The organism is Leucobacter sp. HNU (assembly GCF_047946755.1).
Classification (GTDB): Bacteria; Actinomycetota; Actinomycetes; order Actinomycetales; family Microbacteriaceae; genus Leucobacter.
Genome location: NZ_CP178837.1, coordinates 2438475 through 2453923, shown reverse-complemented (window position 1 = coordinate 2453923; position 15449 = coordinate 2438475). Strand labels below are relative to the sequence as shown.

Annotated in this window: 15 protein-coding genes; 9 read left to right on the top strand and 6 right to left on the bottom strand. The window is 72.0% G+C overall.

All coding sequences use genetic code 11. From position 1 onward, the window contains the following. Positions 1 to 13 precede the first annotated feature (13 nt). Entirely contained in the window at positions 14 to 1780 is a 1767-nt protein-coding gene (locus tag AB3K78_RS12095) for an acetyl/propionyl/methylcrotonyl-CoA carboxylase subunit alpha (RefSeq protein WP_416443569.1), read from the bottom strand. A 224-nt stretch (positions 1781 to 2004) separates the two neighbouring features. Between AB3K78_RS12095 and AB3K78_RS12090 the strand changes: the two genes are divergently transcribed. The 7 genes from AB3K78_RS12090 to panB all read left to right on the top strand — a co-directional run bounded on the left by AB3K78_RS12090 (position 2005) and on the right by panB (position 7318). Further along, entirely contained in the window at positions 2005 to 2613 is a 609-nt protein-coding gene (locus tag AB3K78_RS12090) for a DUF937 domain-containing protein (RefSeq protein WP_416443567.1), read from the top strand. A gap of 157 nt (positions 2614 to 2770) precedes the next feature. Continuing rightward, positions 2771 to 3217 (top strand): FAS1-like dehydratase domain-containing protein, encoded by a 447-nt coding sequence (locus AB3K78_RS12085; protein WP_416443565.1) that lies wholly within the window; start codon positions 2771 to 2773, stop codon positions 3215 to 3217. After that, positions 3214 to 3645 (top strand): MaoC/PaaZ C-terminal domain-containing protein, encoded by a 432-nt coding sequence (locus tag AB3K78_RS12080; protein ID WP_416443563.1) that lies wholly within the window; start codon positions 3214 to 3216, stop codon positions 3643 to 3645. Before AB3K78_RS12085 ends, AB3K78_RS12080 begins: the two co-directional genes overlap by 4 nt. A 71-nt stretch (positions 3646 to 3716) precedes the next feature. After that, complete coding sequence (locus AB3K78_RS12075) at positions 3717 to 4811, top strand: UDP-N-acetylmuramate dehydrogenase (RefSeq protein WP_416447351.1); 1095 nt, start codon at positions 3717 to 3719, stop codon at positions 4809 to 4811. A gap of 10 nt (positions 4812 to 4821) precedes the next feature. After that, positions 4822 to 5592 (top strand): DUF2520 domain-containing protein, encoded by a 771-nt coding sequence (locus AB3K78_RS12070; protein ID WP_416443561.1) that lies wholly within the window; start codon positions 4822 to 4824, stop codon positions 5590 to 5592. Further along, positions 5589 to 6467, top strand: a complete 879-nt coding sequence (gene panC / locus AB3K78_RS12065; RefSeq protein WP_416443559.1) for a pantoate--beta-alanine ligase — start codon at positions 5589 to 5591, stop codon at positions 6465 to 6467. The genes AB3K78_RS12070 and panC overlap by 4 nt, the downstream gene beginning before the upstream one ends. Next, on the top strand, positions 6464 to 7318 hold the full coding sequence (panB, locus tag AB3K78_RS12060) for a 3-methyl-2-oxobutanoate hydroxymethyltransferase (protein WP_416443558.1): 855 nt from the start codon (positions 6464 to 6466) through the stop codon (positions 7316 to 7318). The genes panC and panB overlap by 4 nt, the downstream gene beginning before the upstream one ends. Positions 7319 to 7339: 21 nt before the next feature. On the opposite strand, the gene AB3K78_RS12055 is transcribed toward panB, so the two are convergent. From AB3K78_RS12055 to AB3K78_RS12045, 3 genes are read right to left on the bottom strand one after another with little or no spacing between them, the layout of a single operon-like run. Then, positions 7340 to 7900, bottom strand: coding sequence for a PLP-dependent transferase (locus AB3K78_RS12055; RefSeq protein WP_416443556.1), 561 nt, complete (start codon positions 7898 to 7900; stop codon positions 7340 to 7342). A 32-nt stretch (positions 7901 to 7932) separates the two neighbouring features. Next, positions 7933 to 8745: an aminotransferase class I/II-fold pyridoxal phosphate-dependent enzyme gene (locus AB3K78_RS12050; protein ID WP_416443554.1), complete on the bottom strand. Its 813-nt coding sequence runs from the start codon at positions 8743 to 8745 to the stop codon at positions 7933 to 7935. Then, positions 8742 to 10049, bottom strand: a complete 1308-nt coding sequence (locus AB3K78_RS12045; RefSeq protein WP_416443552.1) for a MalY/PatB family protein — start codon at positions 10047 to 10049, stop codon at positions 8742 to 8744. Before AB3K78_RS12045 ends, AB3K78_RS12050 begins: the two co-directional genes overlap by 4 nt. A 103-nt stretch (positions 10050 to 10152) precedes the next feature. Here AB3K78_RS12045 and AB3K78_RS12040 point away from each other — a divergent pair, with 103 nt between their 5' ends. Continuing rightward, complete coding sequence (locus AB3K78_RS12040) at positions 10153 to 11079, top strand: aldo/keto reductase (RefSeq protein ID WP_416443550.1); 927 nt, start codon at positions 10153 to 10155, stop codon at positions 11077 to 11079. Positions 11080 to 11136: 57 nt separating this feature from the next. Here AB3K78_RS12040 and AB3K78_RS12035 read toward each other — a convergent pair whose 3' ends face one another. Then, the gene (locus tag AB3K78_RS12035; protein WP_416443548.1) at positions 11137 to 12477 is read right to left on the bottom strand and encodes a heparan-alpha-glucosaminide N-acetyltransferase domain-containing protein; all 1341 of its coding nucleotides are present in this window, start codon (positions 12475 to 12477) and stop codon (positions 11137 to 11139) included. 154 nt (positions 12478 to 12631) lie between these two features. Between AB3K78_RS12035 and AB3K78_RS12030 the strand changes: the two genes are divergently transcribed. Further along, the gene (locus tag AB3K78_RS12030) at positions 12632 to 13975 is read left to right on the top strand and encodes an anaerobic C4-dicarboxylate transporter (RefSeq protein WP_416443546.1); all 1344 of its coding nucleotides are present in this window, start codon (positions 12632 to 12634) and stop codon (positions 13973 to 13975) included. Positions 13976 to 13998: 23 nt separating this feature from the next. On the opposite strand, the gene AB3K78_RS12025 is transcribed toward AB3K78_RS12030, so the two are convergent. After that, on the bottom strand, positions 13999 to 15111 hold the full coding sequence (locus tag AB3K78_RS12025; RefSeq protein ID WP_416443544.1) for an N-formylglutamate amidohydrolase: 1113 nt from the start codon (positions 15109 to 15111) through the stop codon (positions 13999 to 14001). Between the last annotated feature and the right edge of the window lie 338 nt (positions 15112 to 15449).

Genomic DNA, 15449 nt, shown 5'->3' with positions numbered 1-15449 from the left:
GGTGCGTCTGCGGTTACTCGGCGTCGACGATGCTGAGCAGCACATGGCCGTTGGACACGGTCTGGCCGAGAGGCGCGTCGATGCCGCGCACGACACCGTCACGGTGCGCGTAGATCGCCTGCTCCATCTTCATGGCCTCGAGCACGACGATCAGCTCGCCGGCCTCGACCTGCTGGCCCTCCTCGACCGCGAGCTTCACGACGGTGGCCTGCATCGGGGCGGCGACCGAGTCGCCGGTCGCCGCGGAGACACCGGCACCCTTGGCGCGCTTGGGTGCGGGGCCGCGGGTGATCTGCTGGTCGGCCAGCGGGATCAGCGTGGCGGGCATGACGACCTCGACGCGGCGTCCGTCGACCTCGACCACCACGGTCTGGCGCTTCGGATCCTGCACGACGGGCGCGACCTCGCCCTCCCACGGCTCGATGTCGTTGTGGAACTCGTTCTCGATCCACAGGGTGTAGACACCGAAGCGGCCGTCGGGAGCGGTGAACGCGGGATCGCGGACGATCTTGCGGTGGAACGGCAGCACGGTGGGCAGGCCCTGGATCTCGAACTCGTCGAGGGCGCGGCGGGAACGCTCGAGCGCCTCCTCGCGGCTCGCGCCCGTGACGATCAGCTTGCCGAGCATCGAATCGAACGATCCCGAGATGACGTCGCCCGACTGCACGCCGGTGTCGACGCGCACGCCCGGGCCGAGCGGCGGACGGAAGAGCGCGACGGGGCCCGGCGCGGGGAGGAAGCCGTTGCCCGGATCCTCGCCGTTCAGGCGGAATTCGAAGGAGTGGCCGTGCGCGACCGGGTCCGCGTAGTCGATGACGCCGCCCTCAGCGATGCGGAACTGCTCGCGGACGAGGTCGATACCGGTGACCTCCTCGGACACGCAGTGCTCGACCTGGAGCCGGGTGTTGACCTCGAGGAACGAGACGGTGCCGTCCTTCGCCACGAGGAACTCGCAGGTGCCGGCGCCGACGTAGCCGACCTCCTTGAGGATCGCCTTCGAGGAGGAGTACAGCTGCTCGATCTGGTCGTCGGTGAGGAACGGTGCGGGCGCCTCCTCGACGAGCTTCTGGTGGCGGCGCTGCAGCGAGCAGTCGCGGGTGGACACGACGACGACGTTGCCGTGGGCGTCGGCCAGGCACTGGGTCTCGACGTGACGGGGCTTCTCGAGGTACTTCTCGACGAAGCACTCGCCGCGCCCGAAGGCGGCGACGGCCTCGCGGGTGGCCGATTCGAACAGCTCGGCGACCTCGTCGCGCTCGTAGGCGACCTTGAGACCGCGGCCTCCGCCGCCGAAGGCGGCCTTGATGGCGATCGGAAGACCGACCTCATCGGCGAAGGCGAGCACCTCTTCCGCGTTCTCGACCGGGTCGCTGGTGCCGGCCGCGAGGGGCGCGCCGACTTTCTCGGCCACGTGGCGGGCCGAGACCTTGTCGCCGAGGCGCTCGATGGCGTCGGGGCTCGGGCCGATCCAGATCAGCCCGGCGTCGATGACGGCGCGTGCGAACGCGGCGTTCTCGGCGAGGAAGCCGTAACCGGGGTGCACGGCGTCGGCGCCCGAACGACGGGCGACGGCGAGGATCTTGTCGATGACGAGGTAGGTCTCGGCGCTGGTGGTGCCGTTCAGCGCGTAGGCCTCGTCGGCGAGCTGGGCGTGCATCGCGTCGCGATCCTGATCGGCGTAGATCGCGACCGAGGCGATCCCGCTGTCTTTCGCGGCGCGGATGATGCGGACGGCGATCTCGCCGCGGTTGGCGATGAGCACTTTACGAATGCGCGACATGCTGAACAGCCTATTGGAGGGGTCGCCCCGATCCTTGGATATGCACGACAAACCTCTCGGGGAATCGTTGCCGATGGCTACAGTGCTTCGCCCTCCCCAGCGCATCTGCGCAGGATCCGTCGCGGCGACGATGGCCTGCCGCTACGCTGGCCTCCAGACGAGCGGATCCGCTGCCGAAGCGGCTCCAGAGCTCGGCACCGAACCGCGCGAAGGAGCAACCCGAAATGGCACAGAACTCCGTGAACCTCGACGACCTCATGCAGCAGATTCCCCTGGGCGATCTCGCTCAGCGTTTCGGCGTCGATGAGGCCACCATGGGCGCCGCGGTGCAGCAGGCGCTGCCCGGGCTGCTCGGCGGCATGGCCGTCAACGCGCAGGACGCCGAGGGCGCGGGCAAGCTCGAGGCCGCGCTCGACAAGCACGCGCCCGCGTCCGGCACCATCGACCTGAACGCCATCGACGAGGAGGACGGCGGCAAGATCGTCAACCACGTTCTCGGCGACAAGCAGGGCGAGGTCGCGCAGGCGCTCGGTGCGAACAGCGGTGACTCGACCATCGCGAAGCTCATCCCCGTGCTGCTCCCGCTGCTCGCGCCCATCGTCATGCAGTTCCTCTCGGGTGCGTTCTCGAAGCAGCAGTCGGGTTCGGCCTCGGGCGGCGGCATCGGCGACCTGCTGGGCGGGCTGCTCGGCGGCGGATCGGGTTCCCAGCAGTCCGGCGGTGGTCTGGGCGATCTGCTCGGCGGCCTGCTCGGCGGTGGGTCCGGCGGATCGCAGTCGGCGGGCGGCGGCCTGGGCGATCTGCTGGGCGGGCTCTTCGGCGGCAAGAAGTAGCGCTCCGAGGCCGGAGGTAGCTCACACGGGCAACAGCCGAGGCCGAGCGGGCCCTGCGTGCCCCCCGGCCCAGCAGCCAGCAGCCGGGCCGGGGTCGGCAGCTGAGCCAGGGCGTCATGTTCCAGGCTCGCGCAGCCGTATCTTCTAGACTGGCGTCGTGGTCAACCCAGACATTCAGGGGCGCACGTATCCGCCCACCGAGTCCTACCAGGTCGGACGCGAGAAGGTGCGCGAGTTCGCTCGCGCCGTGCTCAGCTCGGCCTCGATCCATCACGATCCCGAGGCCGCGCGCGCCGCGGGCTACGCCGACGTCGTCGCTCCGCCGACCTTCGCGGTGGTGGTGCAGGAGAGCACGCTGCAGCAACTGCTCGCCGACCCGGACGCGGGGATCGATTTCTCGCGCGTCGTGCACGGTGACCAGCGATTCAGCTACACCCGCCCCATCGTCGCGGGCGACGAGCTCACCGCGACGCTCACCGTCGCATCGGTCAAGCAGCTCGGCGGCCACTCGATGGTCACCGCGTCGAGCGAGATCGTCGACGCAGCGGGCGCGCACGTCGTGACCGCGCTCTCGACGCTCGTGGTGCGAGGAGGAGACGAATGACCGCTCAGACCCCGACGTTCGAGTCGCTCGTAACCGGCGAGGTGTTCAGCGAGGCGACCCTCGAGTTCACCCGGGACCGGCTCGTCCGCTACGCGGGAGCATCGGGCGACTTCAACCCGATCCACTACCGCGACGACATCGCGCAGTCGGTCGGCCTGCCCGGCGTTCTTGCGCACGGCATGCTGACCATGGGCGCGGCCGCGTCGCCCACCCTCGAACTTCTCGGCGCAGCGGCCAGCGTGGTCGACTACCAGTCGCGTTTCACCCGCCCCATCCCGGTGGACGCCGAAACCGGCGCCGAGGTGACGGTCACCGCGACCGTCGGCCCCCTCGACCCCGAGGCGCGCACCGCGCGCTTCGACCTCAAGGTGGTCTTCGACGGGCAGACCGTGCTCGGCAAAGCGCAGCTGCTGGTGGCGTTCACGTGACCGAGACCTCCTCGGCCGGGCGCGCGGGCACCGAGCTCGCAGCCGACACTCCGTTCTCGGAGCTGACCACCATGCGGGTCGGAGGCCCGGCGGAACACCTGATCGAGGCGCGCAGCTCCGACGAGCTGGTGCGCGCGGCACTGCAGCTGTGGGAGTACGACGACCCCTGGCTGCTGCTCGGCGGCGGTTCGAACACGGTCATGGCCGACGACGGCTTCGCCGGCACCGCGGTGCTCGTGCGCAACACGGGAATCGAGCGCATCGACGCCGAGCCCGGAGTCGTGCGCCTCCGTGTGCAGGCCGGGCACAACTGGGACGAACTGGTCGAGACCTGCGTCGAGCACGGCTGGGCCGGCATCGAGGCGCTCTCGGGAATCCCCGGGCTCGCCGGTGCGGCCCCGGTGCAGAACATCGGCGCCTACGGCCAGGAGCTCTCCGATGTGCTCCACTCGATCACCTTCCTCGACCGGGAAGCCGGCGAGGTGCTGCGCATTCCCGCCGAGGAGCTCGAGCTCGACTACCGCAGCTCCTCGATCAAGTCCGGCCGCGAGGGCGTCGTGCTCTCGATCGATCTGCTGCTCACCGAGAGCGAGGACACGGCCAACCCGCTGAGCGCGCCCATCGCCTACGGGCAGCTCGCCGACGCGCTCGGCGTCACGGTCGGCGATCGGGTCTCGATCCGGGAACTGCGCCGCTCGGTGCTGCGGCTCCGCGCCTCCAAGGGCATGGTGCTCGACGCCGCCGACCACGACACGTGGAGCGCCGGCTCGTTCTTCACCAACCCGATCATCACCGAGCGCTCCGCCCGCGGTCTGCCGGCGACCGCGCCGCGCTTCCCGGTGAAGGGCCTCGAGCCGGCTCCCGCCGTGACGACCTTCGAAGAGCTCGAAGCCGGCGTGCCGCTGCGCGTCCCGCCGACCCCCGAGCCGCCGCAGGTGAAGCTCTCGGCGGCCTGGCTCATCGAGAACGCCGGGATCCCGAAGGGCTTCCGGATCCCGGGCTCCGGCGCATCCATCTCCGAGAAGCACACCCTCGCCATCACCAACCGCGGCGCGGCCACGGCGGAGGACGTCGCGCAGCTCGCACGCTACGTGATCCAGCTCGTGCAGTCCGAGTTCGGTGTGATCCTCGTGCCCGAGCCGAACCTCATCGGCATCGAGCTGTAGCCCGGGCGCCGTGCGGATCCAGATCGTGGGCCGGGGCCGCATGAGCGCGGCCCTGTCCGCCGTGCTCGCGAGCGCGGCGGACCTCGAGATCATCGTCGGGGGCCGCGGCGCTGACGGCACTGCGGAGGACGGCGCCGCCGTCGATCTCGTGCTGCTCGCCGTGCCCGACGCCGCCATCGCCGACGCGGCGGGCGCGATCCGACCGGGCCCCCTGCTCGGCCACCTCTCGGGCGCGACCGGCCTGGGCGCGCTCGGCGCTCGCGAGGGCTTCAGCCTGCACCCGCTGCTCACGGTCACGGGAGGCCCCAGTGCGGCCGAACCCGGACCCGAACCCGAACCCGGACCAGCTGAGCGCTTCGCCGGCGCGTACGCCGCAGTCGACGGGACGAGCGAACGCGCCGTCGCGGTCGCCGAGTCGCTCGCCGATCGCCTCGGCCTCCGCACGTTCCGCATCGCCGAGGCGGATCGCCCCGCCTACCACGCGGCGGCGTCCGCGGCGTCCAATTTCCTCGTCGTGGTCGAGGGGCTCGCCGAACGGCTGGCCGCCACCGCGGGAGTGCCGCGCGAGGCCCTCGCTCCGCTCGCCGCGGCCGCACTCGCGAACTGGAGGCGCGACGGCGCGGCAGCGGCACTGACCGGGCCCGTCGCGCGCGGCGATGAGGAGACGGTGGCGCGGCAGCGCGCCGCCGTCGCGGAGCGCGCACCGTCCGACCTGGATTTCTTCGACGCGCTCGTCAGTGCGACCCGCGCGCTCGCCGCCCGGCAGAAAGGCCCCCGATGAAGATCGTCCGTACGGTGCAGGAGCTGCGTCGCGAACTGGGTGCCGCTCGCGCGGCAGGCCGCGGCCGCGTCGGCTTCGTCCCGACCATGGGCGCGCTCCACGAGGGGCACCTGTCGCTCGTGCGCGCGGCGCGCGCCGAGAGCGACGTCGTCGTGCTGTCGATCTTCGTGAACCCCACCCAGTTCACCGAGGCATCCGACCTGAGCGCCTACCCGCGACAGGAGGCGGCCGACGCGTCCCTCGCCGAGGGCGCGGGCGTCGACCTGATCTTCGCCCCGGAAGCATCCGAGATGTATCCGAACGGCTTCGCCACGACCGTGCACCTGTCGGGCGCCCTCACCGAGACGCTCGAGGGCGCGGCCCGCGGCGGCGCGCACTTCGACGGCGTGGCCACGGTCGTCGCGAAGCTGCTGCTCGCCGTCGGCGCCGACGCAGCCTACTTCGGCCAGAAGGACGCGCAGCAGGTGCTCGTGGTCACCCGCATGGTCGCCGACCTCGGGATCCCGACCCGGATCGTCGCCTGCCCGACGTCGCGGGACGAGGACGGACTCGCGCGGTCGAGCCGCAACGTCCGGCTGAGCCCCGAGGATCGCGAGCGCGCGCTCGCGATCCCGCGCGCGCTCGCCGCGGCGGCCCGGGCGGTCGCCCGGGGCGAGACCGCGGTCGAAGCGGTGCGTCGCGTGGCCGCGGAGGCCCTCGCCGAGTCCGGGATCGAGCCCGAGTACCTCGCGTTCGTGGATCCCGCGTCGCTCGAGCCCGCACGTACGATGGACGCACCCGTGCTGTGCGCGATCGCGGCCCGAGTCGGCGAGGTGCGCCTCATCGACAACGCCGTCATCGAGCCGGCTGCCGGAACCGAAGGAGGGGCGGCATGACCCGCATCACCATTCCCGAGCTCGCCGCCAAGAAGGCCGCGGGCGAGCCCATCGTCATGGTGACCGCCTACGACTTCCCGGGCGCCCGCGCCGCGGAGCGGGCCGGCGTCGACATGGTGCTCGTCGGCGACTCGGGCGCGCAGGTCGTGCTCGGCCACGACTCCACCGTCTCGGTCACGACCGACGAGATGCTGGTCCTCGCGAAGGCCGTGCGCCGCGGCACGGAGCACGCCTTCGTCGTGTGCGACGTCCCGTTCGGGTCGACCGAGGTGTCGGACGCGCAGGCCGTCGAGACCGCGATCCGCTTCGCGAAGGAGGCGGGCGCCGACGCGGTCAAGCTCGAGGGCGGATCCGAGGCGCGGCTCAGCCGGATCCGAGCGATCGTCGCGGCCGGGATCCCGGTCGTCGGGCACATCGGACTCACCCCGCAGACGGCCGTCGCCCTCGGAGGCCTCCGCGCCCAGGGACGCACCACCGCGAGCGCCGAGCGGCTCGTCGCCGAGGCGCTCGGCGTGCAAGCCGCCGGCGCGTTCTGCCTCGTGATCGAGGCGGTTCCCGCGGAGATCACCGAGCTGCTGCGCGCAGCGCTGCGGATCCCGATCATCGGGATCGGAGCCGGCCGCGTCGACGGCCAGGTGCTCGTGCTGCACGACCTGCTCGGCATCACGGAGGGGCGTACGGCGAAGTTCGTGAAGCGCTTCGGCTCCCTGGGCGACGAGATGACGGCCGCGCTCTCGGCCTATGCGGCCGAAGTGCGCGCCGGGCAGTTCCCCGGAATCGAGCACCAGTACGCCGCGAGCGACGAGGCCGTCGAAGCGGCCCGGGCGACGCTCGCCGCGCTCACCGAATAGCGGCGCCGCGCTCGTCGCCGCTCAGAGCGCCGCGACCCGGTCGAGCGCGCCGCGCAGATCCCGGATCAGGTCGTCGGCGGACTCGATCCCGACCGAGAGCCGCAGCAGACCCGGCGTGATGCCGAGGCGCTCGTTGATCTCGGGCGCGAAGGTCGAGTGCGTCGAGGTGTGCGGGTGCAGCACCATCGAGCGCGTGTCGCCGATGCCGGTCATGCGTGAGAACAGGCGCAGCCCGTTGACGAAGGCGCGCGCGCCGTCGATGCCGCCGCGCACGGTGACGCCGAACACCGAGCCGGTGCGGCCGTAGCCGGTGGCGTCCAGCCCGTAGTCGCGGGCCGCGAGCGCGTGGAACGGGGACGAGGGCAGGCCCGCGTAGTCGACCGAGAGCACCTCGGGCTGCTGCTCGAGCCAGGCCGCGATCCGGATCGACGACGCCACGTGCCGATCCATGCGCAGCGACAGCGTCTCCATGCCCTGGTGCATGAGGAAGCCGTGCAGCGGCGAGAGGGTCGGGCCGATGTCGTTGACCACGGACTCGCGGGCGGCGCGCGCGTAGGCGCCTCGACCGAAGCGATCGAGCATCGAGGCGACGCCCGGACGCGACGACTGCGTGATCAGGGGAACGACCGTCCGGCCCGCTCCGCGGCCTCCCAGTCGAAGTTGCCGCCGTCGACGATCGCGCCGCCGACCGCCGCGCCGTGGCCGGTGAGGAACTTCGTCGCCGAGTGCACGACGATGTTCGCGCCGTGCTCGATCGGGCGGATGAGGGCCGGCGTGCCGACGGTGTTGTCGACCACGAGCGGCAGGTGGTAGCGCGCGGCGACCTCCGCGATGCGGCGCAGGTCCGTGATGTCGTTGCAGGGGTTCGGCACGGTCTCGGTGTAGATCGCCTTGGTGTTCGGGCGGATCGCGCGCTCCCACTCGGCGTGGTCCTCCGCGTCCCACACGTAGTCGAACTCGATGCCGAAGCGCTTGAAGCTGCGGCCGAAGAGGATCCGGGTACCGCCGTAGACGGACGCCGTCGACACGATGTGGTCGCCCTGCTGCGCGAGTGCGAACAGCGCCGACGAGATCGCCGCCTGTCCGCTCGACACGGCGACCGAGACGGTGCCGCCCTCGAGCGAGGCGAGGCGCTCCTCGGCGACCCAGTTCGAGGGGTTGCCCTGGCGCGAGTAGATGGGAGCGTGCTCGCTGGGCGAGAAGGCGTCCCCCTCGCCGCGGGGGCCGTCGTCCTCGGCGCGCCAGTGGATGCTGCCGTCGAAGCGGCTCACCTGATCGTCGAAGTCCTCGAACAGGTAACCGGCGGACAGCGCGATCGGCGGAACCCGGAGGCCGTGGTTCCTGTCGGGGTACTCGCCGGCGTGCACCTGGCGGGTGTCGAAGTCGAAACCGTCCCAGTCGTAGATCGGCTGTGCGATGGCGGTCATTCCGAAGCTCCCTCGGTGGCGGTGGTGTCGGCTCCGGCGGCATCGCCGGGCAGGATCGCGGCGATCCGGTCGATGGCTGCGCGCAGAGTGGCGGGCGCGCAGGCCAGATTGATGCGCGCGTGCCCGGCGCCGCCCGCGCCGAACGCGCGGCCGTCGCTCAGCGCGACGCGCGCTTCGGCGAGGATCCGCCCGCGCGGGTCGTCGCCGAGTCCGGCGCCGCGGAAGTCGAGCCAGGCGAGGTATCCCGCGCGGGGCACGGTGACGCGCACTCCGGGGAGGAGATCGGCGGCGAGCTCGCGGAGCAGCCCGACGTTCGCCTCGATGGCCCCGACGGCGCGGTCGAGCCAGGCCCGGGCGTCCCGGAACGCGGCGATGCTGGCGTGCACGCCGAGGATGCTCGCGCGGGAGCCGACCTCCGGCGGCAAACCGTCGAGCAGCGCGGCGTCGGCATCGGTGGCGGCGATCACGAGCGAGCACTTGGTGCCGGCGAGATTCCAGCCCTTGCTCGCAGAGGTCGCGGTGACGGAGCGGGCGCCGGCGCGCTCCGCGACGGGCGCGAACGGCGTGAACGGGACCCCGCGGTGCACGAGCGGCGCGTGGATCTCGTCGGAGAGCACGAACACGTCGTGCTTCGCCGCGAGAGAAGCCAGTGCGCCCAGGGCCTCTGCCGTGTGGGCGAGGCCGTGCGGGTTGTGCGGGTTGCAGAGCAGGAAGGCGTCGACTCCCGGACCCTCGGCGAACGACGCCTCGACGGCCGCGAGGTCGAGAGCGGCGGTGGGGCCCTCGGCGGCATCGGAGACCGCGAGCGGGACCTCGACGATCTCGACGCCGAGCTCCTCCAGCATCTCGAAGAAGGACGGGTACGCGGGGGTCGCCAGCGCGATCCGGCCTCGCGAGCCCGTGGCGATCCCTCGGCCCGCGCGATCGGCGAGGACGAGTCGCAGCACCTCGACCACTCCGGCGCTCACGTCGGTGGCGAGATGCACGCGCGCGGGATCGACGTCCCAGCCCCAGCGGTCCCGGGCGAACCCGGCGAACACCGGGGCGAGCGGGCTCGCCGCCTGCCCGTCGAGGTACCCGAAATCGGAGGCCGCGACCCGTTCGGCGAGCGTCGAGCGGATCTCGGGTGCGACCGCGTAGTCCATCTCGGCGACGAAGAGCGGCAGCACGTCCGCCGGATAGCGGGTCCACTTCTGACTGCTGCGGTTCGCGCGCAGCGACGCAGGATCGAGCTGCGCGAAGGGGAGGCCACTGGGGTCGGAGCCGCGCGGGCTGGGGCAGTCGGGGTCGCCGTCGGATGACATGCCCTCATGCTCGCGCACGCACCCGTGGGCTCCCAAGGCGGCGGGTAAGGGGGCGTCATACTGGGAATGCGATGCGGCGGAGACCGCGCGGGAGGACGAACGCATGCGGAAGACACGACTGGGGAAGCGCGACGCGTCGATGCTGGGGCTCGGCATGATGGGGATCGAGCCGCTCGGCGACGCGGAGATCCGGGAGCTGTTCGGCACCGCTCGCGCACTCGGCGTCGACGTCTTCGACCACGCCGATATCTACGGGTCCGAGTGGCACGCGTGCGAACGGAGGTTCGGCGAGGCGCTCCGGCTCGCACCGGACGAGCGCGATGCGATCGTGATCCAGTCGAAGTGCGGGATCCGGCGCGACGCCCACGGCTTCGACTGCTCTGCCGAGCACATCGTGCGGCAGGTCGAGGGCTCGCTCTCCGCCCTCCGCACCGACCGTCTCGACGTGCTCCTCCTGCACCGGCCCGATGCGCTGGTAGAACCGGACGAGGTCGCTCGCGCCTTCGACGCGCTCGAGTCCGCGGGAAAGGTGGTCGCCTTCGGCGTCTCCAACCACACGCCCGGGCAGATCGAGCTGCTGCGCTCGGCGGTGCGGCAGCCGCTCGTCGCGGACCAGGTGCAGTTCGGTCTCGGGCACGCGGGGCTCGTGGCGCAGGGGATCGCCGCGAACATGGAGGGCGTCGCGCAATCGGCCGTGCGCGACGGCGGACTCGTCGACTGGGCGCGGTTGAACGGGGTGCGGCTGCAGGCCTGGTCGCCGTTCCGCCGCGGCTTCTTCGAGGGGTCCCTCTTCGACGACGGCGCCCCGAGCGCGCTGCGCGATACCCTGGCTCGAGTCGGGGCGTCTCACGGACTGACGGCCTCGGGAGCGGCGACCGCCTGGATCTCCCGGCACCCCGCCGAGATCCAGACCGTCGTGGGCACCACACGACCCGAGCGCCTCCGCGAGGCCGCCGCCGGCATCGACGCGCGGCTGTCGCGTTCGGAGTGGTACGAGATGCTCGGCGCCGCGGGGTACACGATCCCCTAGGCATGGCTAGCGCTGCTCGCAGCCCAGCCCAGCCCAGCCCAGCCGCTGGCACGGCATCTAGCGCCGGCGCTGTCCGGTGAGCAGCCGCACCGTTCCCGAGACGAGGGCCTCGAGCGGGCCCCTGCGGTGCAGCGCGGCGAGGATCGCGCCGATGACGATCGCCCCCGCGAGCTGGGCGCCGAACGCCGGCAGGCCGATCGCGTACCAGGGCAGCGTCGTGGGATCCGGCGCGTCCTGCAGCATCAGTGCGGTCATGGCCGGCTGCATCAGCAGCGCGGTCGCGATGACGTGCAGCGCGTAGATCGTGAGCGGGGCGGCACCGGCCGAGCGGAACACGTTCAGCACGAAGCCGGGCTCCCGGTCCGATCGTCCGCCGTCGAACACCGCGACGAGCAGCCCGATCACGAGCAGCGCGATGCCGACGGTGCGGAGCAGATCCATCGGCGAGCCCGAATGCGGGGTCGCGACCAGCATGGCCCAGGGATCCGCCGAGAACGGCGCGCCGAACGTGGGCGACACGAGCAGGGTGCGGAACATCTCGGGATCCACGCCCTCGGGCATGACGAAGCCGAAGCGGTCGAGGTTCGCGACGACCCACGTCGAGACGCCCTGCGCCGCCGCGGCGATCGCCGCGCCGGCGGCCGCGGCGATGAGCGCGGCGCGGCGCAGCGTTCCGCGTGCGGTCGCGGCGACGAACCCACGGGCGATGAGGATCCCGACGAGGAGGTACACGACCCAGGTGACCGCGGGGTACTCGCCGGTGAGGAAGAGCCCGCGGACCGCGCCCAACGGATCGGCCGAGAACGAGTCGAAGGTCACCGAGCCGCCCTCGTTCACGACCTCGAGCGCGGAGCGGGCGAGGGCGTTGAGCGGCGGGACCGCGACGGCGAGCACCGCGGCGATCCCCGCGATCGCCCACGACGGCAGCAGGACCGCGGGTGCCGCGATGATCATCGCGAGGCCGTAGTAGGCGAGCACGATGACGATCGGGACGTCGAGCATGCCGAGGAGCATGCCGACGAGCACGAGGATCGCGCCGCGGATCAGGATCCCCGCGACCGCCGCACCGCGTCGACCATCGCGCAGCGGAGCGCGTGAGGCGAAGACGAGGCTGAGGCCGCCGAGCACCGCGAACAGGGGAGCGGCGATGCCGGAGGTGGCGGTCTGCGCGACGGATCCCGCGGCCTGCTCGAACGGGCTCAGGCCCGGAAGCATCGCGGTGATCGCGACGAGGTGCGTCGCCATCATGCCGGCGATGGCGAGGAAGCGGGCGAGGTCGACGCCGACGTAGCGGACGCGGGGCCCGCCGGCCCCGGCACGGGTGCGCGCCGGTCCTGGCGTGGCGGTGGGAACGGGGACGTGGATCCGGGCCGGGCCGGTCGGCGTGCTCGTAGACATGGATCCCAGCCTCTCCCGAACGGCTGGGCGCGCGCATCGGACGAGAGGGCCACTGCGCGGTACCCGAGTACCGAATGGTCCTGGCCTCGGACCGACCGCGCCAGTACGCTCGGGGCAGTCGGGTCGCCGGGGCGACCCGGAATGGGGGATCCCGATGGACATCGCGCTCTTCGTCGCGCAGCTCGTCGTCGTGCTCGGCTGCATCGTCATGGGCACCCGGTCGAGCGGCGTCGGCCTCGGTCTCTGGGGCGGCACGGGGGTGGCGATCCTCGTGTTCGGCTTCCGCCTCGCTCCGGGCTCCCCGCCCGTCGACGCGCTGCTCATCGTGCTCTCCGTCGTGCTCGCGTCCTCGATGATGCAGGCGGCCGGCGGAATCGACTGGATGGTGTCGATCGCGGCGAAGCTCATCGCCCGCAGCCCGAAGCAGATCACGCTCGTCGCGCCGCTCGTCTCGTTCCTGTTCTCGGTGGGCGCGGGGACCTCGAACATCCTCTATCCGCTGCTGCCCGTGATCCAGGACCTCTCGTACCGCAACGGGATCCGCCCGTCCCGCCCGCTCTCGCTCTCGGTCGTCGCCACGGGCGTCGCGCTCGCGTGCAGCCCGGTCTCGGCCGCCATGGCCGCGATGGTCACCCTCACCGACACCGCGCCCTGGAACTTCGAGCTCATCGACATCCTGAAGGTGACGATCCCGGCCGCGATCGTCGGCATCGTGCTCTCGAGCGTGGTCGTGAACCGGCTCGGCACGGACATCGCCGACGATCCCGAGATCCAGGCGAAGATCGCGAAGGGCGAGCTCGCGGCGCCGCACGCGGACGCGCAGGAGGTCAAGGCCGCGGTGACCGTGACCGCGGCGGGCCGCAACGCGGCGCTCATCTTCCTGCTCGGTGTCGCCGCGATCGTGGTCTTCGGCCTGTTCAAGGGGCTGCGCCCGCTCGACGCCGAGGGCTCGGCGATCTCCATGACCCCGGTCATCGAGATCGTCATGTTCGTGGTCGGCACCCTGATCCTGCTGCTGTCGCGGCCGAAGGTCGCCGAGATCCCCACGATGACGGTGTTCAAGGCCGGCATGGTGTCGGCGATCGCGCTGTTCGGTCTCGCCTGGCTCACCGACACGTTCCTCGGCGCGCACACGAAGCTCATCGCCGACGGGGTCGGCGGCCTCGTCACCGCGGCGCCGTGGGTCTTCGCGCTCGGCGTGTTCCTCGTCTGCGTGCTCACCACGAGCCAGTCGACCGCGACCCGCACCATCGTGCCGATCGGCCTCGCCGCGGGGATCCCGCTCGGCCTGCTCTCGGGTATGTGGGCCGGAGCGTTCGCCGGGATCTACCTGCTGCCCACCAACGGATCGCAGATCGCGGCGGCGAACTTCGACACCTCGGGCAGCACCAAGCTCGGGACGAAGCTCGTGGACCACGCGTTCTTCCTGCCGACGCTGATCCTGGCGGTCACCACGATCGCCGCGGGCGCGCTGTTCGGGGCGCTCTGGGGCGGGTAGGCGGGCGAGCCGCGGGGTGTTCTCTACCCTCGGGCGCGGAACGCGTCCCAGGCGCGCATGCAGGCGTGCGCGAGCGCGTCCACCCGCATCGGATCCTCGTCGACCCAGCCGGTGCCCGGCTCGTGCAGCTCCGCCGTCGCCGCCGGGCCGAGCAGGTACTCGCGCCGGAACTCGGCCTGCACGGCTCCGAGTCGCAGTTCGGCTGCCTCGGCGACCGCCGCGACCTCGCGGAACTGCGCGCCCGCGGCCAGGATCTCCTGGCTGCCGAGGTACGGCCGATTGAGCGCGACGTCCTCGGGGCGGTGCACCTCGAAGCCCCCGCGGTGCGCCTCGGCGAGCGCGCGCAGCGCGTCGCCCGGCATCGTGGGCGGATCTGCGGGCCCGGCCGCCTCGCGCGGTTCGCCCAGCGCGTCGCCGCGGTTCGACAGCGCGACGACGTCGGGCAGGCGATCCTGCTCGGCGCGCGGCACGTTCACCGCGCCATCGCGGGTGGTCGTGGTGTTCATGGTGTCGTGGAACGAGAGCCGCGTGAACGCCCCGCCGCGCGCGAGCTTCGTCGTGAGGAACTGCTCGGTGAGTCGATCGCGAGTCGACTCGTAGACCCCCAGGCCCTGCTCCGCCGTGCGTGCGAACGCGTCGACGAGCCGTGCGAGTCCCGCCTCCGTGTCCGGGATCTCCAGGATGGGGAAGAACGAGAAGGTGACGGGACGGATCGCGTCGACCCCGGTGAGATCCACACGCTGCCAGGCTCCGGCGGCGCGCACCCGCTCGATGGCCTGCGCGAGCGTGCCGCGCACGTCGCCGGGCCTCGGACGGTTGGGATCCCGGATCAACCGCGGGTGCGGGTTGACGACCGCGACGATCCGCGGATCGATCTCGGCCCAGCGGCGCACGACCGAAGCGGTCGCGACGTCGCTGAAGTCGTACTGCAGTCGCTTCGTGAGCGCGGGCGAGAGGAACTCGGCGATCTCCTCGGGGATCGCGGCGCCCGAGTGCGGTGTGCTGACCAGCAGATCGGCCTGCCGGATCGCGTCCTCGAGGCTGCGCGAACCGTCGGCGCTGCCGACGAAGTGGGTGATCTGCTCCGAGGTGAAGACGGTGCCGGAGGGGATGAGGTCGAGATCCGCGTCGCTCATGGCCTCAGCGTAGGCCCTCGGGGTACGCCCGGTCGAGCGACGATGCGCTTGCGGCGCCTCACCTAATTCTCGTTCCGCCCTCACTCAGTGCCGCTCGCGCGCGCGATGCTCAGAAGTGCCGGACGACTGGGGTGAGTCGCCCGGCAGCGGCGGAGGAGCCGTGCTCCTCACGTTCGAATCCGAACGCCGACGGCATTGCGGTGAGAACGAGAGCTGCTTCGGGTCGGGTCCGATCCGACCCGGTAGGCGGCTCAGGACACGGGTGCCCGAGCCGCCTACGCCTCTCGCCGGGAGACCGGACCGCTCGGCGAGCACCCGCACCCGCACCCGCACCCGAA